This window comes from Pseudoxanthomonas sp. X-1 (assembly GCF_020042665.1).
GTDB classification, from domain to species: domain Bacteria; phylum Pseudomonadota; class Gammaproteobacteria; order Xanthomonadales; family Xanthomonadaceae; genus Pseudoxanthomonas_A; species Pseudoxanthomonas_A spadix_A.
Window position 1 is genome coordinate 1,694,332 of sequence record NZ_CP083376.1, and the last position, 25,500, is coordinate 1,719,831.

The following is a 25,500-nucleotide window of genomic DNA, read 5'->3' on the forward strand; positions in this document are numbered from 1 at the left end:
GTACGTCGTATCAGCCGCGGGGCAGCGGCGCCAGGTGCGGCGTCAGCAGCCCGGCCAGCCAGTCCATGAAGACCCGCACGCGCCGCGGCAGATGCCTGCGCTGCGCGTACAGCAGCGTGAGCGGCATCGGCTCGGCCACCAGCTGCGGCACCACCTCGACCAGCTCGCCACGCGCCAGTGCGTCGCGCACGCCCAGCAGGGGCACCTGGATGATGCCCAGGCCGGCCAGCGCCGCGACGTGGTAGGCCTCCACGTTGTTCACGGTGACCGCGCCGCCCATCGGCAGCAGGCGGTAGGTCGTGCCGTCGAAATACTCGAAGCCCGCAGCGCGTTGGCCGAGCACGCTGGCGTAGTGCACCAGCTCGTGCGTGGCCAGGTCCTCCAGCCCCGCAGGCACGCCGCGCCGGGCGAGGTAGGCCGGGCTGGCGCAGTTGACGATCTGCATCACGCCCAGCGGCCGGGCGACCAAGGCGCTGTCCTGCGGGGTGCCGCCGCGCAGCACGCAGTCGAAGCCCTCGCGGACCACGTCCACCAGCCGGTCGGTGGCGCTGAGTTCGATCTCCAGCTGCGGATGTTCGGCCAGGAACGCCGGAAGCTTCGGCAGCACCAGCAGCCGCGCCATGCCGCTGCTCATGTCCACCCGCAACCGGCCGCGCAGCTGCCGGCCCTCGGTGTGGAACATGCCCTGCAGTTCCTCCAGGTCGGCCAGCACGTCGCGGCTGCGCTGGTAGAACGCGCGGCCGTCGGCGGTGGGCTGCACGCGCCTTGTGGTGCGATGGAGCAGCTGGGTGCCCACGCGCGCTTCCAGCTGCTGCACGGCGATCGACACGCTGGCCTTGGGCAGTCCCAGCGATTCGGCGGCGCGGGTGAAGCCGCCCAGCTCGACCACGCGTTGGAAGGCTCGCAGGGACTGGCCGAAGTCCATGATTGTCTAATTGCTTTGAACAGTGCTCTCAGATTTGCGGGATTTATCGGCCGAGTCAAGCGCAATACCGTGGCGTCAGGGGCGCAATCCCGCGCCCGACAGGAGGCTTTCGATGAGCACTTCCCCCCGTATCACCCTGATCACCGGTGCCAACCGCGGCCTGGGCCGCAACGGTGCGCTGGCTGTGGCCAAGGCCGGCAGCGACGTGATCGTGACCTACCGCAGCCATGCCGACGAGGCGCTGGCGGTGGTGGCGCAGATCCAGGCGCTGGGCCAGCGCGCCGCGGCGTTGCAGTTCGATGTGGCCGACGCTTCGGCGCTGCCCGGTTTCATCGAGGCGCTGCGCGCGCAGCTCGGCCAGTGGCAGGCCACGCAGCTGCATGCGCTGGTGAACAACGCGGGCACCGCGCTGTACGCGCCGATCGCCGAGACCACGCCGGCGCAGTTCGAGGAGATGGTCGCCGTGCATCTGCGCGGGCCGTACTTCCTGACCCAGGCGCTGCTGCCGCTGATCGCCGACGGTGGGCGCATCCTCAACATCTCCAGCGGCCTGGCGCGTTTCGCGGCGCCGGGCAGCTCGGCCTACGCGATGATGAAGGGCGGGATCGAAGTGTTCACGCGTTACCTGGCCAAGGAACTGGGTGCGCGCGGCATCAGCGTCAACACACTGGCCCCGGGCGCCATCGAGACCGACTTCGGCGGTGGCCGCGTGCGCGACGACGCGCACGTCAACGCGATGGTGTCCTCGGTCACCGCACTCGGCCGCCCGGGCAAGCCGGACGACATCGGTCCGGTCATCGCCATGCTGCTCGACCCGGCCACGCAGTGGGTCAACGCGCAGCGCGTGGAGGCCTCGGGCGGCATGCTGATCTGAGCTTGCCGCACGCCCAGAGGCGGGGGCAAAGAAAGGGTTCTCGCTGAAGTGCGGAGCCGGGAGCGCCACTTCGCCGACCAGCCTCGACCCGGCCGGGCCTGGGCTTCTCGGCTCGGTCCGCATCCATGGCGGACTCGTCGCCGCGGGCCATCCTAAGGCCCGCTCTCCGCCAGACCCGGCCGGGTCGAGGCTCCGCGGCGGATCGATCCGGACTTCTTTTGACTTTCGACCCCGAAGTCTCCGGACGTGACGCGCGCGGCAGCGGTCCGGCGGGCGGTGGCCGCGACGAGCGAGGCAGGACGCCGAGCGCCCGAATCAGGGCAGGATGCCCTGATGAAGGGACAAGCGGCCACCGCACGCCGGGCCGCCGCCCTTCCGAAGCCACCATCCACACTGCGCCAAGATCCTTGCGTCCAGAGATGAGCCAAAAAAAAGGGCGGCCTCGAGGCCGCCCTTTCCAGTTCAGCAGCAGCGGAAGCCGCGCCCCCCGCCGAAGCGCGCTTCCTGGCGCTCGCGGAAGAAGGTCTTGTAGTCCATCGGCGTGCGGTCCGGGTGCTTCTCCAGCACGTGGCGCACGTAGTTGTCGTAGTCGGGGATGCCGCAGCACAGCCGCGCGGTCTGCACCAGGCGCCGCCATACGCGGCGGTGCACCTGGTACTGACCGACGGGAACCAGCGCGGTGCCCATCACAGGTCCGCCATCTGCGCCGGCGTCAGCGCCACGTACTCGGTTTCCCGATCGCTGCGCTGGGGGTTGCGGCGCGCGGCCAGGATCGCCTTGACCGAATACACCAGCACCATCGCCACCACCAGCAGGAACAGCGTGGTCAGCGCGGTGTTGACGTAGGCGTTGACCACCACCTTGTGCATCTCGGCCATCGACTTGGCCGGCGCCAACACCTCGCCGCGGCCGATCGCGTCCTGGAACTTGTGCGCCTGCGCCAGGAAGCCCTGGCCCGGATTGCTGTCGAACAGCTTGATCAGCCCGGCCGTGGTGGTGCATGCCAGCAGCCACAGCGCCGGGATGCCGCAGACCCAGGCGTAGCGATCGCGCTTGAGCTTGAACAGCACCACCGTGCCGAGCAGCAGCGCGATGCCGGCCAGCATCTGGTTGGAGATGCCGAACAGCGGCCACAGCGTCTTGATGCCGCCGAACGGATCGGTCACGCCCGAGTGCAGCAGATAGCCCCACAGCGCCACGCAGCCGCCGGTGGCGATGATGTTGGCCGTCCACGACTCGGTGCGCTTCATCGCCGGGACGAAGTTGCCGATCAGGTCCTGCAGCATGAAGCGGCCCGAGCGTGTGCCCGCATCGACCGCGGTCAGGATGAACAACGCCTCGAACAGGATCGCGAAGTGGTACCAGAAGCCCATCGAGTCGCCGGTGGGCAGCACGGCGTGCAGGATCTGGGCGATGCCCACCGCCAGCGTCGGCGCGCCGCCGGCGCGGTTGAGGATGGTGGTCTCGCCGATGTCCTTGGCGGTGGCGGTGAGCACGTCGGGGGTGATCACGAAGCCCATCTCGCTGACCTTGGCGGCCACGGCCACCACGTCGGTGCCGACCACGGCCGGCGGCGCGTTCATGGCGAAGTACACGCCCGGGTCGATGATGCAGGCCGCCACCAGCGCCATGATCGCCACGAAGGACTCCATCAGCATGCCGCCGTAGCCGATGTAGGGCATGTGCGCCTCATTGGCCAGCAGCTTGGGTGTGGTGCCCGAGGAGATCAGCGCATGGAAGCCGGACACCGCGCCGCAGGCGATGGTGATGAACAGGAACGGGAACAGCCCGCCGGTCCACACCGGGCCCTTGCCGGTATGCGCGTACTCGGTCAGCGCCGGCATCTTCAGGTCGGGCATCACGATCAGGATGCCGATGGCCAGCGCGATGATGGTGCCGATCTTGAGGAAGGTGGACAGGTAGTCGCGCGGGGCCAGCAGCAGCCACACCGGCAGCACCGAGGCCACGAAGCCGTAGCCGATCATCATCCAGGTGATCTGCACCTTGGTGAAGGTCAGCGCCGGGCCCCAGGTCGGGTCGGCGGCGACCTTGCCGCCCAGCCAGATCGCGGCCAGCAGCAGCACCAGGCCGACGACCGAGATCTCGCCGATCTTGCCCGGCCGGATGTAGCGCATGTACAGGCCCATCAGGATCGCGATGGGCATGGTGGCGAACACGGTGAAGGTGCCCCACGGGCTCTCGGCCAGGGCGTTGACCACCACCATTGCCAGCACGCCCAGGATGATGATCATGATCAGGAAGGCGCCGAACAGGGCGATGGTGCCGGGGATCTGGCCCATCTCCTCGCGCACCAGATCGCCCAGCGAACGCGCGTCGCGCCGGCTGGAAATGAACAGCACCATGAAGTCCTGCACCGCGCCGGCGAAGACCACGCCCAGCACCAGCCACAGCAGGCCGGGCAGGTAGCCCATCTGTGCGGCCAGCACCGGGCCGACCAGCGGGCCGGCGCCGGCGATGGCGGCGAAGTGGTGGCCGAACAGCACGTGCTTGTTGGTCGGCACGTAGTCCAGGCCGTCGTTGCGCAGTACCGCCGGCGTGGCCCGCGTGGCGTCCAGCCGCATCACCTTGTTGGCGATGAACAAGGCGTAGTAGCGGTAGGCGACCAGATACAGCGAGACGGCCGCCACCACGATCCACAACGCATTGACGGTTTCCCCGCGCCGCAGCGCCACCGTTCCGAGACAGAACGCCCCCAGCAGCGCGAGCAGCGCCCAGGCGACCTTGGATAACCCCTTCATGAAATGTCCCCGGCTGTAATGTGGCCGACAGGGTTCAACAAGCCCCGGCGGGGGTCAATCATCCATTGGGCTGGTTGCGGGTTCGACTTTGGTCTGACATGCGCTCGCCGCAGCCACTGCGGACAGCCCGGCCAGCAACGTCGACGTCAGCCGCTAAGATGCCGATGGCTGGTTGATCGATCAGGTGGTCTGCTGCATCCCTTGGAGTGGCTTTGACACGCTGGTGGGGGAGGAGCGCAGCCTGCTGCCTGACGACGGGTTCGAAGGGGTGAATTTAGTAAGTGAAATTGACCCCGTCAGCCGTTCATTGGGAAGCACGGCGTTGTAGATAAGGACGTGGGGCGGCAGCGACAGGTGTGTCCCATCGTGCTGGAGTGGACACCCTGCATCTGGCTGGACTAGCATCGACCTACCTCGCCGGATGCAGGACGCATGGGGAACTCGGCTCGCCGCCGCTGGATCGCTTGCCTCGCCGGCTTGTCGCTTGCCATCGCCTTGTCCCCCGCGTGTGCGGGTGCTCCCCTTGCTGAGCTCCGGGCTCAGTTCGCCCAGCCCGATGACCAGGTGGACTACGCCACCGCCAAGCTGGTGGTGGACCAGATCATCGATCCCGCCACCGACGTTAATGCCGTCCGACAGGAACTTGACCACTGGGAGCACGCCGTCCGCGCCAACGTGCCCGCCGGCGCCGATGGCCGGCGGACGCTTGATGCCTTGCTCAAGACCCTGTACGAGCCCGGCCCCTGGAACGATGGCCGGCCCTTTCGCTACGACCTGCACGACCCCCAGGGCAGGAATCCGGCCAACAAGCGACTGGCGGTCTACCTGGCGACCCGCAAGGGCAACTGCGTGTCCATGCCCATCCTCGTCGCGATCCTCGGTCGGCGTCTCGGCCTGACGATCACATTGGCTACGGTACCCAAGCACGTCCTGGCCAAGTTTGCTGACGACATCCAACAGGCCTGGATCAACGTCGAGGCGACCGGCGGCGGCTACAAGCGCGACGATAGCTATATCCGCGATACCGGAATCAGCCAGGCCGCCTTGGACCACGGCATCTACCTGCGCCCGCTGTACCCGCACGAAAGCCTGGGCGTCATTGCCAGCACTCTCATGGAGCATTACGCGAGGCTAGGCGATGGCGATGCCCTGATGGAAGTGGCCGACCTGGCGCTGGCGGCCAACCCCCGGGACACCGTGGCGATGATCTGGAAGGCCAACGCGATCTATCTGCAGATCCAGGTCCGCTACCAGCGCGTCTACCCAAGGGCCGCCGAGATTCCGCCCACAGAGGTGGCGGACTTCCATCGCCTCCAGCGGGAGAACCATGCATGGTTTGCCAAGGCCCACGCGCTGGGCTGGGCTGAAACGACGCAGGATCAGGATGCCCGCTATCTTCAATCCATCGAGCGCGAGAAAGCCCGAGGAAACCAATGATGCCCAAGACCATTCCAGTGATGCTGGCGGTTGTGCTGTGCGCCTTCGTGTGTGAGGCGTCGGCGCGCTTTGTCTCGACCGATCCGGCCCCGCCGGACCCCAAGGACAGTCAGACACTCAACCGTTACCACTACGCTGCCGGCAATCCGTACCGCTACACCGATCCGAATGGCCGGGAAATCCGGGTGAGCAATCCCGCCGACCGCTCGCGGATCGAGAAGTTGGTCAATGCCCTCGCCGTCGGGATGTACCGCTTCAATCAGTCGGGGCAGTTACAACAGGTACAGAGCAACGGCGACACGTCGCGTTTCTCTTCCTACTACGCCGGTCGTCTGAATCAGGCGATCGCCTCCGACAAGACCATCAACATTGCGATCGGCAGCACTTATACCGACGTTCACACCGGCCAATCCCTGACCGTCAACGGAGGACTGACCCAGGCATTGAGTGGTCCCGGGTTGTCCGACCAGAACGTCGTGGTGACCGGGCAGAGCTATACCGGCGACATCCAGACCTCGACCGGCGCGCCCTTGACCGAGACGCCTCCCGACATCCTCATGCACGAACTGGTCGGCCATGCCATCCCGGGCGCCGTTGGCTCAGATACGGGAAATGCTGTAGGCAACGAGAACAAAGTGCGCATCGAATTGCCGGATGCCGATCTCAGAAAGATGGACGACAGCCATGTCGAGTAAGTGGGGTGTCGCGCTGCTGGCGTTGACCCTCGGCGATGCCGGCGCTGTCGAACGGCCCCAGCCGCCGCTCGAGACCCGCGTCCGGGACGCGAACCTGGTCGCGGTGGTGGACGCCGTCGAGCGCCTGCCGGCAACGGCCAAGGAGTTCGACAAGTTCTATCGCGTGCGTGTCCGGGTGGCTGGCGTCCTCAAGGGCGACGCCAGGATCGGCGACCACATCGAGGTGGTCGTGAACGGCACCATCTCCGAGCAGCGCAACGATTGCTGTGTGCCGGGACGAACCTATGTCATGTTCCTCGCGCCCAAGGACGGGCGGTTCTATTTCGTTGGCAGCCCACTTGGGGCCGTGCCGGTCGATCTGCACGGGTCGCATTGAGTCGGTCCGAACAACGGTGTCCGGACAACCGGACAACGGGGTCGGACAACGAGGTCAGGTTCGCTTGCCAAGCTGCTCAACCTACAGCCACCGCGCCCGCTTGAACAGCACGTACAGCACGCCGCAGGTCACCGCCACCGCGCCGATCAGCACCCAGTAGCCGAAGCGCGCGTGCAGCTCGGGCATGCCTTCGAAGTTCATGCCGTACCAGCTGGTCATCAGGGTCGGCGCCGCCAGCAGCGCGGCCCAGGCGCCCAGGCGCTTGACCGTCTCGCCCTGGCCCAGCGTCACCAGTGAGAGGTTGACGCTGAGCGCGGTGCCGAGCATCTCGCGCAGGGTGTCGATGCCGTCGTTGACCCGCAGCGCGTGGTCGTGGACGTCGCGCATGTACAGCCGGATCTCCTCGGGCACCAGCGGATTCTGGGTACGCACCAGCTGGGCCAGGACGTCCTGCAGCGGCCCGACCGCCACGCGCATCAGGGTCAGCTCGCGCTTGAGGTCGTACAGCCGGCGCACCACCGCGCCGCGGTAGGTCTCGGAGAAGATGTCGCGCTCCAGGGCGAACAGCGTGTCGCGCGATTCCTCGATGATCGGCAGGTAGTTGTCGACGATGAAGTCCAGCACGGTGTACAGGCAGTAAGCCGGACCCAGCTTGAGCAGCTCCGGCTCGCGCTCGATGCGCTCGCGCGCAGGGGTGTAGGACAGCGAGGCGCCGTGGCGCACGGTGATCAGGTAGCGCTGGCCGAGGAATGCCTGGGTCTCGCCGTAGCGGATGCGTTCGTCGATGACCTGGGCGGTATGCATGGCCAGGAACAGCGATTGCCCGTAGGCCTCGAGCTTGGGCCGCTGGTGCGCCTTGCCGGCGTCCTCGATGGCCAGCGGATGCAGGCCGAACTCCTCCTGCAGCTTCAGCAGCACGGCCTGCTCGGGTTCGTACAGGCCGACCCAGACGAACGCCCCGTCATCGCGGGCGAGCACGTCGCTGATCTCGTCCAGGGTGAGGTTGGTGCGCCTGCCCTGGCCATCGTAGGCCGCGCAGGTGATCACGCAGGTGGGATTGCCGGGAGCCGAGGGCGGTTGCGGGACGGGGGGCAGGTGATCGGTGCGAGGGAGCAGGGTCATGCGGCGCATCCTGCGCCCGGGCGGCTGAAGGCGGCAACACGGAGCGGAGAAACGAGGAACGGCGGGCAATCGTTCCAGCCACGGTCGCGCTTGCGTCCTCGTTCCTCCTCCCATGACGACCGGCACATTCACTAGTCCTAAGTTCGCACTAGTGTGGTGTTCAACCTAGCGGGGTCCGGGCCGATGGTCGATGTCGACAGCCAACTGAAGAAGTTCCAGAAGGAGCTCAGCGCCGGCACCGTCTCCCTGGCGCTGCTGGCGGTCCTGGCCCAAGCCGAGGAGCCGCTGTACGGCTACCTCATCGCCAAGCGCATGGAGCTGCTGGGCGAGGGCGTGCTGTCGGGCAAGCAGAGTGCGCTGTATCCGGTGCTGCGCAACCTGGAAGGCGCCGGCCTGCTGGACAGCCATGTCGAGCCGTCCGCGTCGGGGCCGCCGCGGCGCTACTACCGCATCACCGAGCCCGGGCGCGAAACCCTGGCGCAATGGGCCGCCGCCTGGCGCGCCACCCGAGATTCCGTCGATCTTGTCCTGAGGGGGACCACCGCATGAACGCACAAGGTTTGCCCACCACCATCCCCGAATACCTGGAGCAGCTGCGCGCGGCGCTGAAGGGCGCCGACCCGGCCATGATCCAGGACGCGCTCTACGACGCCGAGGAATATCTGCGCGCCGAACTGGCAGAGCAGCCCGGCAGGAGCGAGGCCGAGGTGATCGCCTCGGTCGCCGGCAGCTACGGCGCACCGGAGGAAGTGGCCGACATCTACCGCCAGACCGAGGTCACGGTGAGCCGCGCGCTGCGTCCGCCGCCGCCACCGCCGCGCCGCTCCTGGGTGGGACGCTTCTTCGGCGTGGCCGCCGACCCGCGCACCTATGGCGCGCTGTTCTACATGCTGCTGTCGATGATCACCGGCACGTTCTATTTCACCTGGCTGGTCACCGGCGTGTCGATCTCGCTGGGCACGCTGATCCTGATCATCGGACTGCCGCTGCTGGTGCTGTTCTTCGGTTCGATCCGGGTGCTGTCGCTGGTTGAGGGGCGCATCGTCGAAGCGCTGCTGGGCCAGCGCATGCCGCGCCGTCCGCTGTACACCAACCGCGACCGCCCCTGGCTGTCGCGCATCGGCGACATGTTCACCGACGGCCGCACCTGGAGCACCATGCTCTACCTGCTGCTGATGCTGCCGCTGGGCATCGTGTACTTCACCCTGGCCACGGTCCTGCTGTCGACCTCGCTGAGCATGCTGGCCTCGCCACTGCTGTACTTCTGGAACGAATCGCTGGTCTGGGTCGACGGCGTCCCGGTGACCATCAACTATGCCTGGGCGATCCCGCTGGTGGCCTTCGCCGGCCTGGTGCTGCTGTTCATCAGCCTGCACGTGGCGCGCGGAATCGGGCACTTCCATGGCTGGCTCGCCAAGCATCTGCTGGTGCATACACCGGTGGTGTAGGGGAGCGAGAAGCGAGTGAGGGCATCGCATCTCCGCCGCTCCTCGCTCCTGCGCACTCGCTCGTGTGTCCAAGAAACGCGCGCATGTCCGCATGGCCATGCACGCAACGGCGCTTCCGGCGGGGAAATGAATCCAAGAGGATGGATCACCATGATCAAGACGATCGGCACGATCGCGCTCTATTTCCTAGCCTTGGCCGTCGCCGCTTATGCGATCCTGGCCTACGCCCTGCTGCCGCTGGGGACGGGCGTCCATCCCGACATGCGGCTGACGTTTCATGCGCACCAGGTGGGCATCTACACCCACGTGTTCGCTTCGTCGCTTGCGCTGCTGACCGGCCCCTTCCAGTTCTCCTCCAGGCTCCGGCAGCGGTATCGGCAGGTGCATCGCTGGATGGGGCGCGTGTACCTGGGCATCGGCGTGGCCTTGGGCGGGCTCTCGGGCCTGTACATGGCCACGCTCGCCTTCGGCGGGCTCACGGCCAAGCTTGGATTCACGTGCCTGGCATTGGCCTGGCTTTACACGGGCCTGCGGGCGTTCCGGGCCATCCGCGCGGGCGATGTGGCGGCGCATCGCAGGTGGATGGTGCGCAACTTCGCGCTGACCTTCGCGGCCGTGACCCTGCGCCTCTACCTGCCGCTGTCGATCGCCAGCGGCATCCCGTTCGAGATCTGCTACCCCGTGGTCGCGTGGCTGTGCTGGATGCCGAACCTGCTGGTGGCCGAGCTGATGTTCAACCGGGCACGCGATCGGCGACCGATGCGAGAGGCGCGGGCGGAGACGTGAGGCGTAAGGGGGCGGCGATGCGTTTGCTCACGCCTCGCTCCTCCCCACTCCCTCGCCGCTTCAGTTGTACCTGGCGATGAACGCCTTGACGTCGGGATAGACCGACTCGCGCCAGCGGCGGCCGCTGAAGATGCCGTAGTGGCCGGCGCCCTCGACGGTGATGTGCTTGCGGCGGGTCTTGGGGATGCCGGTGCACAGCCCGTGCGCGGCCTTGGTCTGGCCGAGGCCGGCGATGTCGTCCAGTTCGCCCTCGATGCTCAGCAGCGCGGTGCCGGTGATCGCTGACGGATCGACCTTGACGCCGTCGATCGTCCACAGCCCGCGCGGCAGCAGGAACTCCTGAAAGACCACGCGGATGGTGTCCAGGTAGAACTCGGCCGGCATGTCCAGCACCGCGTTGTACTCGTCGTAGAAGCGACGGTGCGCATCGGCGTCCTCCAGGTCGCCCTTCACCAGGTCGGCGTAGAAGTCCCAGTGCGACTGGAAGTGGCGGCTGGGATTCATGGCGATGAAGCCGGCGTGCTGCAGGAAGCCCGGATACACGGCGCGGCCGTGGCCCGGGTAGTTCACCGGCACGGTGTGGATGACGTTCTGTTCGAACCAGGACAGCGGGTTGCGCGTGGCCAGGTCGTTGACCTGGGTCGGGCTGACGCGCGCGTCGATCGGCCCGCCCATCATCACCAGCGAGCGCGGCGTGGTCTCGCCCGCGCTGGCCATCAGCGAAACAGCGGCCAGCACCGGCACCGTGGGCTGGCACACGCTCATCACGTGCAGCTTGTCGGCGCCGATGTGGCGGATGAAGTCCTGGATGTAGGCGACATAGTCCTCCAGGCCGAAACCGCCTTGCTCGGCCGGCACCAGGCGCGCGTCGATCCACTCGGTCACATAGACCTTGTGGTCGCGCAGCAGCGTGCGCACCGTGTCGCGCAGCAGCGTGGCATGGTGGCCGGACAGCGGCGCGACCACCAGCACGGCGGGCTGGGCCTTGAGCCCGGCGATCACCGCCTGGTCGTCGGTGAAGCGCTTGAAGCGCAGCAGCCGGCAAAACGGCTTGGCGATGATCTCCTGCTCGATCACCGGCAGGGTGTGGCCGTCGACCTCGACCTCGCCGATGTCCCAGGCCGGCTTCTCGTAATCCTTGCCCAGCCGGTGCATCAGCTCGTTGTAGGCCGAGATGCGCTCGGCGCCCGGAAGGGTCGAGAGCCAGCTGTTTGGATCGGAGAAAATGCGCGAACTGGCGTCGGCCAGGTGGACCCACGGGGCCATCCACTGCCGGCCCATCTCATGCCACTGGTAAAGCATCATAGGTACGAAACCGTGCTGGATCAGGCGGTTGCCGCGGCGCAGGATAGCCCAACGGCGGTCCGGCCACATGAAATGGCCGCGGCGGCGCTCAGGGCGCGGTTTCCAGCGCGGCGGCCTCGCCGGCCAGGGATGGGCCGAGCCAGCAGTGCGAGCCGGCCGCGCGCAGTCCCACGCGCCTGAACTGGCGCCGATACCACGCCGCCGGGCGCGCCTGGAAGCCGACGTGATCGCCCTCGAAGGCGTCCTCCGCGGTGAAGGTCTCCAGGAACGCCACCCCACCGCACAGCTCGGCCAGCCCGGGCAGGCCGCGTCGCAGCTCGGCGTCGGGCAGGTAGTGCAGCACGTCCGAACACACCAGCAGGTCCACCGGCGCGCACGGGCGCAGCCACTGGAAATCGCCGAAGGCGGCCAGGTGCAGATTGCGGCGCGTGCCGAAGCGACGCACGGCGTAGTCGCTGCTGTCGAAGCCCAGGTACTGCGCCCTGGGCCGCAGCCTGAGCAGCGGCGCGCGCCAGGCGCCTTCGCCGCAGCCGATGTCCAGGACGGTGCGGATGGGACGTTCGAGCCAGTATTCGGCGCAGCTCACCGCCAAGGCGACCTTGCGCGCCAACCTTGCGCTGCCGCCGATGTCACCGCGGCGATACCAGTGCTGGAAATAGGCGGCGTCGTAGCGCTTGTCCAAGATGCGGGCCTGGCAGGGGATGGGCGACAATGATCGCCTCTTCGCAGCTGCGCGCGCCACGGAGCCGATTCGATGCAGGCTTATTTCTGGGTCAAGACCTTCCATCTGGTATTCGTGGTGGCCTGGATGGCGGCGGTGTTCTACCTGCCGCGCATCCTGGTCAACCTGGCCGAGAGCGCGGGCCAGCCCGAAGTGCAGGCGCGGCTGGTGCTGATGGGGCGGCGGCTGTACCGCTTCGGGCACATGATGTTCGGCATCGCGCTGGTGCTGGGCCTGGTGCTGTGGCTGGGGTACCGCGTCATCCCGGACTTCCCGACCATGGTCGGTCCCGGCAGCGGCTGGCTGCATGCCAAGCTGGCGCTGGTGGTGCTGGTGCTGGCGCACTACGTGGTGTCCGGACGCTGGCTCAAGCGCGTGGCGCGCGGCGGCGCGCTGCCGTCCGGGCGCGCGCTGCGCTGGTTCAACGAGTTGCCGGTGCTGGGGCTGGTGGTGATCGTCTATCTGGTGCTGGCCAAGCCGTTCTAGGCCGCCACCCGCCGCCGGTCTTCCCCAGGACCAATGGCCCATGACCTGACAGAGTTGCAAGGTAGGATTCGAGGCTCCCCTCGTCTGTCCGGATCCCGCCACGCCATGACCGCGTCCCGTCGCCGTGGGCTGCATGCCCTGGTCCTGCTGTCCTCCCTGCTGGCCTGCATGGCCGCGCAGGCCGCCGAACCCACCGCGCAGGATGCCGGCTTCAGGCCACTGGAGGCCTTCGCACCGCTGCAGCTGCCGACGCCGGCCACGGCCGTGCGCGGCGGCGCCGGCAAGCCCGGCCCGCTGTTCTGGCAGAACCGCGCCGACTACGCCCTCGAGGCCAGCATCGATCCGGCCAGCCACACGCTGAGCGGCGAGGCGACCATCACCTACAGCAACCACAGCCCCGACGCGCTGGACGTGCTGTGGCTGCAGCTGGACCAGAACATCTACCGGGCCGACTCGCGCGCGGCCAGCACCCGCACCGCGCGCCCCGGGCGCACCTCGCCCGGCAGCGACGGCATGACCATCGCCAGCGTCGAGGTCGAACAGGGCGGCAAGCGCGTGCCGGTGCGCTACCTGATCGACGACACGCGCATGCGCGTGGACCTGCCGAGCGACCTGGCCGCCAGGACCGGCGTGCTCAAGCTGCATATCGCCTACCGCTACGTGGTGCCGGGCGAATGGGGCGGGCGCACCGCCGTCACCCCGACCAAAAACGGCGACATCTTCGAGATCGCCCAGTGGTATCCGCGCATGGCCGTCTACGACGACGTGCGCGGCTGGGATACCCAGCCCTATCTGGGCTCGGAGTTCTACCTGGAGTACGGCGATTTCGATTACGCGGTGACCGTGCCGTGGGACTACATCGTCGCCGGCTCCGGCGCGCTGACCAATGGCGATGAGGTCCTCACCGCTACCCAGCGCGCGCGGCTCAAGCAGGCGCAGGCCAGCGACAAGACGGTGATGATCCGCACCCCGGAGGAAGTCACCGATCCGGCCAGCCGGCCCGTGCGCAGCGGCACCCGGACCTGGCGCTTCCACATGGACCACACCCGCGACGTGGCCTTCGCCGCCTCGCCGGCGTTCGTCTGGGATGCCGCGCGCATCAACCTGCCGGCGGGCAGGCAGGCGCTGGCCATGTCGGTCTACCCGGTGGAAGGCGCGGCCAACTGGGTGCGTTCGACCGAATACGTCAAGGGCGCCATCGAGCACTTCTCGGACAAGTGGTACGCCTATCCGTGGCCGGTGGCGGTCAACCTGGGCGGCCACGGCGCGGGCATGGAGTATCCGGGCATCGTGTTCGACGGCTACGAGGACAAGGACGACAAGCTGTTCTGGATCACCGCCCACGAGCTGGGCCACGGCTGGTTCCCGATGATCGTCGGCTCTAACGAGCGTCGCCATGCGTTCATGGACGAAGGCTTCAACACCTTCATCGACGTCTACGCCTCCGACGCCTTCAACCACGGCGAGTATGCGCCCAAGCGCGACGGCGAATACGCGCCCAAGGGCGGCAACCCGGTCGATGAGATCCTGCCGGTGCTGGCCGACAAGGACGCGCCCACGCTGATGGACCTGGCCGATGCGACCAGCGAGAAGTACCGCCATCCGGTGACCTACTTCAAGGGCGCGCTGGGCCTGGTGCTGCTGCGCGAGCAGATCCTGGGACCGGCGCGCTTCGATCCGGCGTTCCGCAAGTACATCGCCACCTGGGCCTACAAGCACCCCACGCCGTCGGACTTCTTCCGTTTCATGGAGAGCGAGGCGGGCGAGGACCTGTCGTGGTGGTGGCGCGGCTGGTACTTCAACAACTGGCAGCTGGACCTGGGCATCAGCGCGGCCAGGTACGTCGACGGCGATGCGGCCAAGGGCCTGACGGTGACCCTGGAGAACCGGCAGAAGCTGGTGATGCCGGCGACGCTGCGCATCGACTACGCCGATGGCACGCACGAGGACCGGCGCGTGCCGGTGGAGACCTGGATCCAGCGCGCCGCGCCGCAGCTGCTGCTGGCCACGCGCAAGCCGGTGTCGAAGGTGACCATCGACCCGGACCACGTGCTGCCCGACGCCGACCGCGCCAACAACAGCGCCGTTCCCGGCGCCTGAAGCCGTTGACGGGCAGCATCGCGGGCCGGCGCAGGCGATACCTGCGCCGGCCCGCGACGTGTTCCGGATCAGGCCCTCGCGCGCGGCCAGCGCAGGGCGATGACGGCGATGCTCAGCGACAGGACGATCTCGATCGCGCCCAGGACCAGGTAATACGGTCGCGCGCCGGGCAGGGTGAGCAGCATGATCGCGGTATAGGCCATGCCCAGCAGCACGTTGAGCCAGCGGCACAGGCGCGCCGGCAGCAGCAGCGCGCCGAGCACCATCAGGGCGGGTACCGCCATCATCAGCGAGACGCCGACCAGCGAGCCCTCGCTGTACGCGCCGAGCGGGCCTTCACCGGCGAGCATGCCCTTGAGCTTGCCCGGGGTGTACAGGCCGAAGTAGTCGCCATACAGATAGCAGAACATCAGCGCGCCCCAGGCCGCCGACAGGCGCTGGCGCACGGGCACAGGGGCGTCTTGCAGCGGACGGCTCATTCGGTGGTCTCGCGGGGGGAGGCGGTCGCGCGCATGCCGAACAGCAGCAGCCACAGGCACAGGCCGATCTCGCCGAAGGCGGCCGGCAGCGTCGCGTAGTTCGACACGGCGCTCTGGTCGTACCCCGGCAGCAGCAGTTCGCCGAACACGTTGCATACATAGCCAAGGCCGCCCAGCACCAGCGCGGCGCCGAGCACGCGCGGCAGCCGGCGCGAGCGGTAGACCAGGACGCCCAGGGGCAACAGCCACAGGCCCCAGAACAGGGTCGTCAGGAAGATCGCGTGGCGGTAGGCCATCATCGACTGCAGCGCCATCGCCTCACGCAGATTGCTCGAGACCGCGTCGAAGCCCGGATCGGTCAGGACGGCCAGCGCATCCAGCCGGTGGGCGGCGGCGACCAGTGCGATGGGGACCGCGATGACCGCCAGCACCACCATGGCGGCGGCCAGGGTGCGCTGTCCTTCGCGCAGCAGGCGATGGAGCAGGAACGGCAGCGCCAGGAAGGCCAGCTGCTCCAGCACGAAGGACGCGATGCCGGCCTCGAACAGCCGCTGCCGCGCCAGGATGTGGTCGAGCATGCCCGCCGGATCGCCCACCGCGCGCAGCTGGCCCGGCACGTAGGCCAGGCTGAACATGCCGGTGAGCACCATGACCAGGTAGACCGCCCCGGTCCATCGCGCGATCGAGCGTTGCGTCCTCACCGGCGGTCCCATGCCTGCGCATTTTGAAGGTGGGCGCACCGTACAGGCCAAGCTCGCGCCCGGTGACTGCCGGAAGTCATGCGTCGCGCGGCGCGGCGCCTTCAGCGGTGGGCGGACACGCGCTGGGCGAACATGCCGCTGGCGAAATAGGCCAGCAGTTCCGCCTCCTGATCGCCGGACGCGGCGGTCTCGAGCATGGCGCGCGCGGCGGCGGCCAGCTGCGCGGCTTCATCGGCGCCGACCCGTTCGATCGCGTCCCAGAGCAGCGCCTGTTGTTCGTCCACCGCCGCCGCGGCGGTGAGCAGCAGCGGCGAGGCGTCGTCGGCGAAGGGCTGCGAGGTCGGGTCGGGCAGCAGCGCGGCCAGCTCCAGCGCGTAGCGCAGGCTGCGCAGCGCGATGGCGGCCAGCGAGGCGTCGCGCCACGGCGTCAGCCCGGCCGGCAGCGCGTGCAGCGGCGTCGGCGCGCGGCCGGACATCAGCGCCACCCGCACCGGATCGGGCGCGTCTTCCACGGTGCCGGCGACCCGCAGCGGCCAGCCGCGCCGGGCGGCGCGCGCCAGGTCCACGCGCTGGGCTTCGGGCAAGCCGGCGACCGAGTCGGCCAGGCTGGCCAGGTAGAGGCTGGCACGGGCATGCGGCGAGGCCTGCGCATCCAGTGCGTCATTCGGCGGCAGCAACTGCTGGCTCTCCCACAGGCTGCGCGCGTAGTGGAGGACGCAATGGGCGAGCTGGTTCATCGAGGACTTCAGGCGGACGGCGAGCGTCGAGGGAACGGCGCAGACGCCGGCGGGGCGCGCATTCTAGGCGATGGCGGCATGCTGCTGGCTGAGCGGACGAGGCTGGAGATCGGGTGATGTCGCGGCAGTGCTGCTGATGGGCGATCGATCGCCATCGGCTGGCTGCACATGGAAGAACCCACGCAGTGCCCTGACGGGTTCTGGATGTGCGATGCGTTCGCCGGGCGCTGCTACGCGCGATACGAGCAGTCCGTCGAGTTCGCCCAGGCGGGCGCTGAAACAGGTGGGAGCCGCCACGGCGGCGATGAGGCTTCACCGGGAGCGCCCATCGCCGCCATGGCGGCTCCCACGCGGAAAGATCGGGAAAGAAGCGCTCGGGTGATGCGCGGCTTGGGTCGTCAGCCGCGTTTGCGCAGCGGGGTGTTGCCGAGTTTTTCGACCCGGCCGCCGGCGCGTTCGAAGGCGTCCAGGCGGTCCTGCAATTGGCGTTGCGCGGCGCGTTTGTCCTCGCGCGGGCGGGAGAATTCGATATCCGGCGGCATGGCCTTGGAACTACGCAGTGTCGTCATAAGCATCTCGTGGAACGTGCTGCATCAATGCCAGCGTGGTTGTCAGCCGTCCGTGAAGGGCACCGCGTCGCAGGCATCGAAACCACGCCGAGCCCACCGGCCACGGCGTAAGAGGGGATCAAGTTCGGGGCGCATCCCACCCAACGGGACAGGAACGCGCCTTGACGCAGTATCGTCCTGGGCGCTGTGGTTTGATGTCCGGGCGGCTGCAGGACTGCCTCGTGCCTGACGTTCCTGCGCCATCTTTCCTCCCCCTCTGCCGAGAAATCGTCTTCTGACGATCCCCACCGTCATGAAAAAGTTCCTCAAGGTCCTTCTGGGCGCCATCCTGCTGTTGCTGGTGGTCGGCCTCGTCTTCCTGTTCTGGCCGATCAAGAACGTGGCCGGCCCCAAACCGGACAACGACCAGTCGGTCGATGTGGTCCTGGTCGGTGGCGGCATCATGAGCGTCACCCTGGCCACCTATCTGCAGGAGTTGCAGCCGGACTGGAACGTGCAGCTGTTCGAGCGCCTGGATGGCGTGGCGCTGGAGAGCTCCAACGGCTGGAACAACGCCGGCACCGGGCACTCGGCGTTCGCCGAGCTCAACTACACGCCCGAGCTGCCCGACGGCTCGATCGAGACCAAGCGCGCGGTGGGCGTCGCCGAGCAGTTCGAGGTCTCGCGCCAGTTCTGGTCGCACCAGGTGCGCGAAGGCCGCCTGGGCACACCTTCGGACTTCATCAATCCCACGCCGCACATGAGCTTCGTCTGGGGTAATGACCGCATCGAGTACCTGCGCAAGCGCCACGACGCGCTGGTCAAGAACCCGCTGTTCTACGGCATGCAGTTCTCGACCGACCCGGCCCAGATCAAGGCCTGGGCGCCGCTGGTGATGGAAGGCCGCGACCCGGCGCAGAAGGTCGCCGCCACCTACATGCCGCTGGGCACCGACGTGAACTTCGGGGTGATCACCAACCAGCTCACCGCCGCGCTGCAGAAGAACCCGCACTTCCACCTCAACCTCCAGCACGAGGTGCAGGGCCTGCACCAGAACCAGGACAAGACCTGGAACGTCACCGTGCGCGACCTGAAGTCCGACCAGCTGCGCACGGTGCGCTCCCGCTTCGTCTTCATCGGCGCCGGCGGCGCGGCGCTGAAGCTGCTGCAGATGTCGGGCATCCCCGAGGCGAAGAACTACGCCGGCTTCCCGGTCGGCGGCCAGTTCCTGGCGTTCCAGTCACCGGCCATCGCCGGCCGCCACGACGTCAAGGTCTACGGCATGGCCGACACCGGTTCGCCGCCGATGTCGGTGCCGCATATCGACGCGCGCAAGCTGGACGGCAAGCCGGTGGTGCTGTTCGGGCCGTTCGCGCTGTACAGCACCAAGTTCCTCAAGGCCGGTTCGCAGTGGGACCTGTACTCCTCGGTCAACCAGCACAACGTGGCGGGCATGCTCAAGGTGGGCGAGGAGAACCTGGACCTGGTCAAGTACCTGCTGCAGCAGGCCGAACTGACCGATGCCGATCGCCAGGCCGAACTGGTCAAGTACTACCCCAACGCCAAGCGCGAGGACTGGAAGCTGGTCACCGCCGGCCAGCGCGTGCAGGTGATCAAGCGCGACCCGGCCACCGGCAAGACCAGCCTGCAGTTCGGCACCGAGATCGTCACCGACCAGGACGACACGATCGCTGCGCTGCTGGGTGCCTCGCCGGGCGCGTCGACCTCGCCGCCGATCATGCTCAAGCTGCTGGCCCAGGCCTTCCCCAGGCAGATGGAAGCCGGCTGGAAGCAGAAGCTGGAGCAGATCGTCCCCAGCTACGGCCAGGAGCTCAACAAGAGCGCGGCGCTGACCAACCGCATCCGCCGCATGACCAGCGACACCCTGCACCTGCCCTACATCGAGGTGCCGGACACCGCCGGTCTGCAGCCGGCACCGGCCGCCGAGCCGGCGGTGCAGTCGCAGCCGGAAGTGCCGGTCAAGTCCGAGGACAAGACCAACAAGGCGATGCAGGCGCTGTAGCGCCTCACGCTGGACGATCGCTGGATCGCACCGAAACGCCCGCGGCCTGGCCGCGGGCGTTTTCGTCTGCGCGCGCCCGCGCCGATGTGCTGGCCCCCCGGTCTCGGTTAGAGTGCGGCCGTGATTGGACAAGGAAGAGGCTTGGGGAATGGAGATTGCACAGAAGCGAAATTCGAACCGCATCCGCTACGTCTTCGAGGACGACAAGCTGCGCTACGCCATCGCCGACGGCTCGGGACGGCGGGAATTCTCGGTCCGCTACGACCAGATCTCCCGCGAGATGCAGTCGCTGGAGGAGCGCAGCACCTGGTTCCGCAACGCCGGGGCGCTCTGGCTGCTGCTGGGCCTGGTGCTCACGACCCTGGATTGGTCCAAGTTCGGCAGGCTGGACATGTCCATCTGGGTGCCGATCGGCGTGATCTGCCTGTCCATTTACTGGCTGCGGGTCACGCGGTTTCTGATCTTTCCCAGCGAGCAGGGCAATCTGCTGGTGATCGATAACGCCGACGGCAAACGCATCGTGGAAGAGCTCTTCCGGCGGCGCGCCGACTACCTGCGCCGCGAGTACGGCGTCGTGCGCGCTGGCGACACCCCCGACCACCTGCGCGGAAGGCTGCGCTGGCTGCACGAGGAAGGGGCGCTGGACGAGCGGCAGCTGAGCGAGCGGCTGGAAGAGGTCGAATCGCTGGAGGCGCGCCTGCAATCGGCCACGCCGCTGCCTCCGGCCGGCGGCGTCCTGCACTGACTCACTCGCGCGCCAGCGCCCAGCTGCGCAGCAGGCCGTCCACGCCGGCCTCGATCATGTCGAAGGCCTTCACGAAATCCTGCGGGCCGCCGTACCAGGGATCGGGCACGTCGACCGCGTGCTGGCCTGGCGCGTACTCCATCAGCAGGCCGATCCGGGCGCGGCCATCGGCCGGCGCCACGCGCTCGATGGCGCGGACATGCTGGGCGGTCATGCCCAGGATCAGATCGAAGTGGCGGTAGTCGCGCGCCTCGATCAGGCGTGCCCGGTGCGGCGGCATGGGCACTCCCCGGCGCTGCAGCTCCTGCAGGGCGCGGCGGTCGGGCGGATTGCCGACTTCCTCGTCGGTGACCGCAGCGCTGTCCGTGTCCACCTCGATGCCCTGCGCGGCCGCCTTGCGCAGCAGCAGGGCCTGCGCGGTCGGCGAGCGGCAGATGTTGCCGGTGCAGACGAACAGCACCGAGGGGGTGGTCTGGGACATGGCGATGGATCGCTGGGGAACGGGACGCCATCCTAGAGCGTGCGATGGAGTTTGCGGTCCGGGCGTGCGCTGAACTCTGCGATGCGAGCGCGGGTCGCCGACCATGTGCGGGGTCCTGGCGCTTGGCTTACTCCCTTTGGCCGCAGGCTTAGGGGAGAGCCGGGGAGGGAGCGCTGCGCGGGGAAGCCCGGAACACCCGGCGCCCGTGCCCGCTACGGCGGGCGATGCAGCTGGACCTGGTCGCGGCCCTGGTCCTTGGCCTGGTACAGCGCCAGGTCGGCGTCGTTGAACAGCCGCAGCGTGTCCTCATGCGTGCGGATCGTGGCCACGGCCACGCCGGCGCTGATGGTGATGTGCCAGGGCGCGTCCTGGCCGGGCACGTGCAACTCGCAGGCGGCCACGGCCCCGCGGATGCACTCGGCCACGTCTAGCGCGTGCCGCGCGTCGGTGGTCGGCAGGACGCAGGCGAATTCCTCGCCGCCGTGCCGGGCGACGGTGGCCTGTGCACCGGCGCAGCTGCGCATCGCCGATGCGACCTGGCGCAGGGCCTCGTCGCCGGCCAGGTGGCCGAAGCGGTCGTTGAAGCGCTTGAAGTGGTCCACGTCCAGCAGGATCAGCGCGCGCGGCAGCGGCTCCTGCGCGGGCGAGACCACTTCCAGCAGCCGGCGGCGGTTGTCCAGGCCGGTGAGTTCGTCGCGATAGGACAGCGCGCGCAGGCGTTCGTTGGCCTCGTGCAGTTCCGCGGTGCGCTCGCGCACGCGCTGCTCCAGCGCGCGGCGCTGCTCACGCAGGCGACGCGTGCGCCAGGCCGCCAGTCCGTAGCCGGCCAGCAGCACCGCCATCACCGCGGCTATCCGCGCGCCGCGGGTCTGCCACCACGCCGCCTGGATGGTGATCGGCACTTCCACCGGAAGGCTCGCGTTGCCGGCGTGGTCGCGGGCCTCCACGCGCAGGCGGTAATGGCCGGGCGGCAGCGCGTTGAAGCTGCGGAAGTTCTGTTCGGTCCAGGCGCCCGGCGTGGCGTCGTAGCCCAGCAGCTGGGTGCGGAAGCGCGAATCCGACTCGCGGAACCAGGACAGCAGGGCGTAGTCGACGCGGATCTCGCGCTTGCCCGGCGGCACCTGCAGCGAGGGGCCGGCCACGTCGTGGCCGTCGATCTTCAGGCCGGTCACGCGCAGCGGCTTGGGCTGGGTGTCGTGCAGTTCCCGCTTCGGGTCGTAGACGGCCAGGCCGCCCAGCGTGCCGGTCCAGAAGCGGTCGTGCGGGTCCAGGTACTGCACGTAGTTGCATTCCTGGTGCAGCAGGCCGTCGTGGCGCCCGAAGATGCGGCTGTCGAAGCCGTGCGCGTTCGGCGTGAGCAACTGCACGCCGTTGTTGGTGCACAGGTAGACCCGGCCCCGACTGTCCACCTGGGCGTTGTAGACGCTGGGATCGGGGGGCGGCGGCAGCGGCTCGCCCAGCAGCCTTGGGGCGCGCGGATCGCTCACGTCCACACGCGCCGCGCCGGCGCTTGCGGTGCCCAGCCACAGGACCTGCCGGCCGCTGGCGTCGGGGATCAGGCTCAGGCCGATGATGTTGCTGTCGGCCAGGCCCAGGTCCGCGCCTAGCGTGTCCCAGCGCGTGCCGTCGAAGCGCGCCAGGCCATGGTTGGTGGCCGCCCACAGCCAGGAGCGGCCCTGGCCATCGACCACCTCCAGCACGCGCAATGCGCGCCAGGGCGCGTTGCTCACCGGCGGCGGGAAGTGGGTCCAGGCGCCGTCGCGCAGGCGGTACAGGCCGGTCTCGCGGGTGGCGAACCACTGCTCGCGCCGGCCCTCATAGGTGCGCACCAGGGTGTCGTAGAGCAGCTCGCCCTCGGTGTGCTTCCACGGCGTGGCCATCGGCGCGAACCGCGACTGTCCCGGCAGCCGCCGCAGCACCACGCCGCCGCGCAGGCTCACCCAGTGGGTGCTGCGTCCGGCCTCGTCGCGGGTGGCGATCACCGAGCCGATGTTGGCGTCCGGCGGCACGCCTTCGTCCTGGCCGAAGTGATGCCATTGGCGCCCCTGGTAGAGCGACAGGCCTTCGCCCGAGGAGCTCACCCACAGCCGTTCGCCGCCCTGGCCATCGGGTTCGACCAGGAAGCCGAACACCCCCAGCGCATCGGAGCCCATCAGCGAGGCGATCACCCACGGGCTGGCGCCCAGCACGGTGCGGGTCACGCCCCAGTCGCTGGCCATCCACAGCACGTCCAGCCCGTCGGGGCTGCGCCAGGCCATCACGTCGCGGATCACGTCCGAGCGCAGGCCCTGGCGGCGATTGAACACCTGCAGCGTGTCCTCGTGCAGGCGCACCAGGCCGGCGCGGGTGGCGACCCAGATCGCGCGGTTGCCGTCCGGCAGCGCGGTGTTGGCCACGTTGTAGATCACGTTGCTGGGCAGGCCGTCGCGCTCGTGGCTCCAGTGGCGCAGGCCGTCGTCGCGCAGGCGCCACAGGCCACCGGTATAGGTGGCGATCCACAGCTCCTCGCGGCCGTGCTGCATGATCGGCATCAGGTCTTCGACCTGGGCCACGTCGAACTGATGGCCCTCCCAGCGTCGCCAGGCGACCTGGCCCGGGTCGCGATACCACAGGCCGCGCGCGTTGGTGCCCAGCCATTGCCGCCCGGGCGCGCCGAGCTGCCGGGTCTGGGCCATGGAGCGCAGTGGATCGGCCGGCAGCGAGGCGTTGCCGGGGTCCAGCTCCCAGCGTCGGTCGCGCAGGCGCATCAGGCCTCGGTCCCAGGTCAGCGCCCACAGCGTCGCCTGGCCGCTGGCGTCGGTGGTCTCGGCGAAATGCTTGATCTGGTTCGAGGGCAGTCCGGTCTCGGTGCTGGCCGCCTGCCAGCGGGTGCCGTCATAGACCGCCAGCCCGGTGTTGCGGAACGCCGCCCAGACCCGCCCGGCATGGTCGACGAACACGTGGGTGGCCGAGTGCCGCAGCGCCGGGTCCTCCACCGCCGTCCAGCGGCGCCCGTCGTACCGGTACACGCCGGCCGGGGTGGCGCCCCAGACGAAGCCGTCGCGGTCCACGCAGGTCGAGGACACCCCGGCGTCGGGCAGTCCCTCGTCCTGGCCGAAGTTGGTGAAGGCCGGCGCTTCCAGGTCGGTCAGGTCGAGCGGGCGCACCGCCGCGGGGGCGGTCGCACCGGCCGACGCCTGCGCGGCCGGTACGGCACAGCACAGCAGCACCCACAGGATGGTCCCAGCCCTGGACATGCGATGTTTCTCCCCCTGGCGCCGATTATGCCGACTCCCATGCAAGAAAAAGGCCCCGCGTGCGGGCGGGGCCAATTCAGCTTGCGAAGGGGGGCGAAACTCAGTGCCTGGTGTGTTCCAGCGCCTTCACCGCGTCCAGCGTTTCCTGCACGTGCTGCTTGGGGCTGCGGTCGGAATAGGCATGGGCCACCGTGCCCTGCGGGGTGATCACGTAGGAGGTCCGGTCGGACCAGCCGGGCTTCTCGGCCAGGGTGGCGTCGTACGTGGCGGCGATCTTCGCGCCCTCGTCGGCCGCGACCGGGAACTTGCCGCCGCAGGTCTCGGTGTTCTTGGAGAAGTCCGCCAGCTGGTCGGTATTGCCCGCGGTCACGCCGATCACCGTGGCGCCATGGGCCTTGAACTGGTCCACCGCCTCGGAGAACAGATGGGCCTCCAGGTTGCAGCCGGCGGTGTTGGCGGCCGGGAAGAAGTACACCACAACCGGGCCCTTCTTCAGCGCGTCGGCCAGGGTGAAGGTGAAGGGCTTGCCGGCCAGATAGGCCGGGGCACTGAAGGCCGGGGCGGGGGCGCCGGTCTTCAGTGCGGCCGAGGCGGTCGCGGCCAGGGTGAGCGCGACGGCCAGGCCGGCGGACTTGAGCAGGATCTTCATGAGCGATGGCTCCGGGAAAAGAGGCGTGGGTCGTTATACGCCAACGCTCTGGTGGTGTGCGTGGCCGATCGCGTCACGGGCGGCGCTGGTCGAACAGCCAGGCCCACATCGCCGGGTCGGCATAGGTGGCATCCCAGACATTGTGGTTGCCGTGCGGATACTCGGTGTAGCGCACCGGGTGGCCGGCGGCTTCGAAGGCGGCCGCCAGCCGGCGGTCGTCGGTGGGCGCGACGACGTCGTCCTGCCCGCCATGGAACATCCAGATCGGCGTCCCGCCCAGGCGCGTGGCGATGGCGACATAGGGATCGGCCACGCCGTCGACCTGGGTCACGCGCAGGCTGGGCCGCTGCGGACGGGGCGGATGCACCGCGCCGCACACCGGCGCCAGCGCGGCGAACCGTTCCGGCGCCAGCAACGCGACGTCCCAGGTGCCGTAGCCGCCCATCGAGATGCCGGTGAGATAGACGCGCGCGGGATCGGCCTTGAACTCGGCCAGCGTCGCCGCCTGCGCGGCCAGGGCGACGCGCGCGTTGGTGTCGGTCCATTCCTCCTCGTCGGGGACCTGCGGCAGCACCACCAGCGCGGGGAAGTCGCGCCGGTGCCGCTTGAGATACGGACCGAGCCCGGCATCGAGCTGCTTGCGGTTGTCGCTCCCACGCTCGCCCGAGCCATGCAGGAACAGCACCAGCGCCGGCGCGCCGCGGTAGGCCGCCTGCGAGGGCACGAACACCTGGTAACGATGCGTCGCCCCATCGACCTGCACGCTGCGTTCGACGAAGCGCCCGGGCATGGCTTCAGGCGAGCTGGCGCAGGCGGCCAGAATGAGACACAGGAGCAGCAGAAGAAGACGGTTCATGGCGATGGATG

At 68.7% G+C, this 25,500-nt stretch carries 25 protein-coding genes; 11 read left to right on the plus strand and 14 right to left on the minus strand.

Annotated features, from left to right (window positions below; translation table 11 throughout):
* Positions 1-10 precede the first annotated feature (10 nt).
* Positions 11-925, minus strand: a complete 915-nt coding sequence (locus LAJ50_RS07540; RefSeq protein ID WP_138654160.1) for a LysR family transcriptional regulator — start codon at positions 923-925, stop codon at positions 11-13.
* Between the two features lie 112 nt (positions 926-1,037).
* Between LAJ50_RS07540 and LAJ50_RS07545 the strand changes: the two genes are divergently transcribed.
* Entirely contained in the window at positions 1,038-1,799 is a 762-nt protein-coding gene (locus tag LAJ50_RS07545) for an SDR family oxidoreductase (protein ID WP_130551815.1), read from the plus strand.
* A 462-nt stretch (positions 1,800-2,261) separates the two neighbouring features.
* Here LAJ50_RS07545 and LAJ50_RS07550 read toward each other — a convergent pair whose 3' ends face one another.
* Positions 2,262-2,486, minus strand: a complete 225-nt coding sequence (locus tag LAJ50_RS07550; RefSeq protein WP_130521058.1) for a CstA-like transporter-associated (seleno)protein — start codon at positions 2,484-2,486, stop codon at positions 2,262-2,264.
* Positions 2,486-4,558, minus strand: a complete 2,073-nt coding sequence (locus LAJ50_RS07555) for a carbon starvation CstA family protein (RefSeq protein WP_138654162.1) — start codon at positions 4,556-4,558, stop codon at positions 2,486-2,488. The genes LAJ50_RS07550 and LAJ50_RS07555 overlap by 1 nt, the downstream gene beginning before the upstream one ends.
* Positions 4,559-5,122: 564 nt before the next feature.
* Between LAJ50_RS07555 and LAJ50_RS07560 the strand changes: the two genes are divergently transcribed.
* The 3 genes from LAJ50_RS07560 to LAJ50_RS07570 are packed head-to-tail and all read left to right on the plus strand — an operon-like array spanning position 5,123 to position 7,066.
* Positions 5,123-5,995, plus strand: coding sequence for a transglutaminase family protein (locus tag LAJ50_RS07560; RefSeq protein WP_171044640.1), 873 nt, complete (start codon positions 5,123-5,125; stop codon positions 5,993-5,995).
* The gene (locus tag LAJ50_RS07565; protein ID WP_138654166.1) at positions 5,995-6,690 is read left to right on the plus strand and encodes a hypothetical protein; all 696 of its coding nucleotides are present in this window, start codon (positions 5,995-5,997) and stop codon (positions 6,688-6,690) included. Before LAJ50_RS07560 ends, LAJ50_RS07565 begins: the two co-directional genes overlap by 1 nt.
* Positions 6,680-7,066, plus strand: a complete 387-nt coding sequence (locus tag LAJ50_RS07570; RefSeq protein WP_130551819.1) for a hypothetical protein — start codon at positions 6,680-6,682, stop codon at positions 7,064-7,066. Before LAJ50_RS07565 ends, LAJ50_RS07570 begins: the two co-directional genes overlap by 11 nt.
* Positions 7,067-7,147: 81 nt before the next feature.
* On the opposite strand, the gene LAJ50_RS07575 is transcribed toward LAJ50_RS07570, so the two are convergent.
* Positions 7,148-8,188, minus strand: coding sequence for a magnesium and cobalt transport protein CorA (locus LAJ50_RS07575; RefSeq protein WP_138654168.1), 1,041 nt, complete (start codon positions 8,186-8,188; stop codon positions 7,148-7,150).
* Positions 8,189-8,371: 183 nt separating this feature from the next.
* Between LAJ50_RS07575 and LAJ50_RS07580 the strand changes: the two genes are divergently transcribed.
* From LAJ50_RS07580 to LAJ50_RS07590, 3 genes are all read left to right on the plus strand, one after another.
* The gene (locus LAJ50_RS07580) at positions 8,372-8,737 is read left to right on the plus strand and encodes a PadR family transcriptional regulator (protein ID WP_130551821.1); all 366 of its coding nucleotides are present in this window, start codon (positions 8,372-8,374) and stop codon (positions 8,735-8,737) included.
* Complete coding sequence (locus LAJ50_RS07585) at positions 8,734-9,636, plus strand: sensor domain-containing protein (RefSeq protein ID WP_138654170.1); 903 nt, start codon at positions 8,734-8,736, stop codon at positions 9,634-9,636. The genes LAJ50_RS07580 and LAJ50_RS07585 overlap by 4 nt, the downstream gene beginning before the upstream one ends.
* Positions 9,637-9,786: 150 nt before the next feature.
* Positions 9,787-10,422: a DUF2306 domain-containing protein gene (locus LAJ50_RS07590; protein WP_171044641.1), complete on the plus strand. Its 636-nt coding sequence runs from the start codon at positions 9,787-9,789 to the stop codon at positions 10,420-10,422.
* Positions 10,423-10,482: 60 nt separating this feature from the next.
* On the opposite strand, the gene phaZ is transcribed toward LAJ50_RS07590, so the two are convergent.
* Positions 10,483-11,724, minus strand: a complete 1,242-nt coding sequence (phaZ, locus tag LAJ50_RS07595) for a polyhydroxyalkanoate depolymerase (RefSeq protein WP_138654178.1) — start codon at positions 11,722-11,724, stop codon at positions 10,483-10,485.
* A gap of 91 nt (positions 11,725-11,815) precedes the next feature.
* On the minus strand, positions 11,816-12,409 hold the full coding sequence (locus LAJ50_RS07600) for a class I SAM-dependent methyltransferase (protein WP_138654180.1): 594 nt from the start codon (positions 12,407-12,409) through the stop codon (positions 11,816-11,818).
* Between the two features lie 72 nt (positions 12,410-12,481).
* On the opposite strand from LAJ50_RS07600, the gene LAJ50_RS07605 reads away from it, so the two are divergent.
* On the plus strand, positions 12,482-12,934 hold the full coding sequence (locus tag LAJ50_RS07605; protein WP_130551825.1) for a CopD family protein: 453 nt from the start codon (positions 12,482-12,484) through the stop codon (positions 12,932-12,934).
* A gap of 168 nt (positions 12,935-13,102) precedes the next feature.
* Positions 13,103-15,034 carry a M1 family metallopeptidase gene (locus LAJ50_RS07610; protein ID WP_224096555.1) on the plus strand — a complete coding sequence of 644 codons (1,932 nt, stop codon included), beginning with the start codon at positions 13,103-13,105 and terminating at the stop codon, positions 15,032-15,034.
* A 68-nt stretch (positions 15,035-15,102) separates the two neighbouring features.
* Here LAJ50_RS07610 and LAJ50_RS07615 read toward each other — a convergent pair whose 3' ends face one another.
* The 4 genes from LAJ50_RS07615 to LAJ50_RS07630 all read right to left on the minus strand — a co-directional run bounded on the left by LAJ50_RS07615 (position 15,103) and on the right by LAJ50_RS07630 (position 17,520).
* Positions 15,103-15,513 carry a DUF6326 family protein gene (locus tag LAJ50_RS07615; protein WP_130551827.1) on the minus strand — a complete coding sequence of 137 codons (411 nt, stop codon included), beginning with the start codon at positions 15,511-15,513 and terminating at the stop codon, positions 15,103-15,105.
* Positions 15,510-16,214 carry a DUF4386 domain-containing protein gene (locus LAJ50_RS07620; RefSeq protein WP_224096512.1) on the minus strand — a complete coding sequence of 235 codons (705 nt, stop codon included), beginning with the start codon at positions 16,212-16,214 and terminating at the stop codon, positions 15,510-15,512. The genes LAJ50_RS07615 and LAJ50_RS07620 overlap by 4 nt, the downstream gene beginning before the upstream one ends.
* Positions 16,215-16,315: 101 nt before the next feature.
* Positions 16,316-16,951 (minus strand): hypothetical protein, encoded by a 636-nt coding sequence (locus tag LAJ50_RS07625; RefSeq protein ID WP_224096513.1) that lies wholly within the window; start codon positions 16,949-16,951, stop codon positions 16,316-16,318.
* Between the two features lie 398 nt (positions 16,952-17,349).
* Positions 17,350-17,520 carry a hypothetical protein gene (locus LAJ50_RS07630; protein ID WP_165394473.1) on the minus strand — a complete coding sequence of 57 codons (171 nt, stop codon included), beginning with the start codon at positions 17,518-17,520 and terminating at the stop codon, positions 17,350-17,352.
* A gap of 292 nt (positions 17,521-17,812) precedes the next feature.
* Between LAJ50_RS07630 and mqo the strand changes: the two genes are divergently transcribed.
* Together mqo and LAJ50_RS07640 are read left to right on the plus strand one after the other, a co-directional pair.
* Positions 17,813-19,522: a malate dehydrogenase (quinone) gene (gene mqo / locus LAJ50_RS07635; RefSeq protein ID WP_130551830.1), complete on the plus strand. Its 1,710-nt coding sequence runs from the start codon at positions 17,813-17,815 to the stop codon at positions 19,520-19,522.
* A 124-nt stretch (positions 19,523-19,646) separates the two neighbouring features.
* Positions 19,647-20,267: a hypothetical protein gene (locus LAJ50_RS07640; protein ID WP_138652705.1), complete on the plus strand. Its 621-nt coding sequence runs from the start codon at positions 19,647-19,649 to the stop codon at positions 20,265-20,267.
* A gap of 1 nt (position 20,268) precedes the next feature.
* On the opposite strand, the gene LAJ50_RS07645 is transcribed toward LAJ50_RS07640, so the two are convergent.
* The 4 genes from LAJ50_RS07645 to LAJ50_RS07660 all read right to left on the minus strand — a co-directional run bounded on the left by LAJ50_RS07645 (position 20,269) and on the right by LAJ50_RS07660 (position 25,489).
* Complete coding sequence (locus LAJ50_RS07645) at positions 20,269-20,748, minus strand: low molecular weight protein-tyrosine-phosphatase (protein ID WP_138652707.1); 480 nt, start codon at positions 20,746-20,748, stop codon at positions 20,269-20,271.
* A gap of 212 nt (positions 20,749-20,960) precedes the next feature.
* A complete protein-coding gene (locus tag LAJ50_RS07650; RefSeq protein ID WP_138652709.1) occupies positions 20,961-23,984 on the minus strand; it encodes a diguanylate cyclase in 3,024 nt (1,007 codons plus the stop codon).
* A gap of 100 nt (positions 23,985-24,084) precedes the next feature.
* A complete protein-coding gene (locus LAJ50_RS07655; RefSeq protein ID WP_138652711.1) occupies positions 24,085-24,633 on the minus strand; it encodes a peroxiredoxin in 549 nt (182 codons plus the stop codon).
* Between the two features lie 73 nt (positions 24,634-24,706).
* Positions 24,707-25,489 (minus strand): PHB depolymerase family esterase, encoded by a 783-nt coding sequence (locus LAJ50_RS07660; RefSeq protein ID WP_138652713.1) that lies wholly within the window; start codon positions 25,487-25,489, stop codon positions 24,707-24,709.
* Positions 25,490-25,500: the final 11 nt, after the last annotated feature.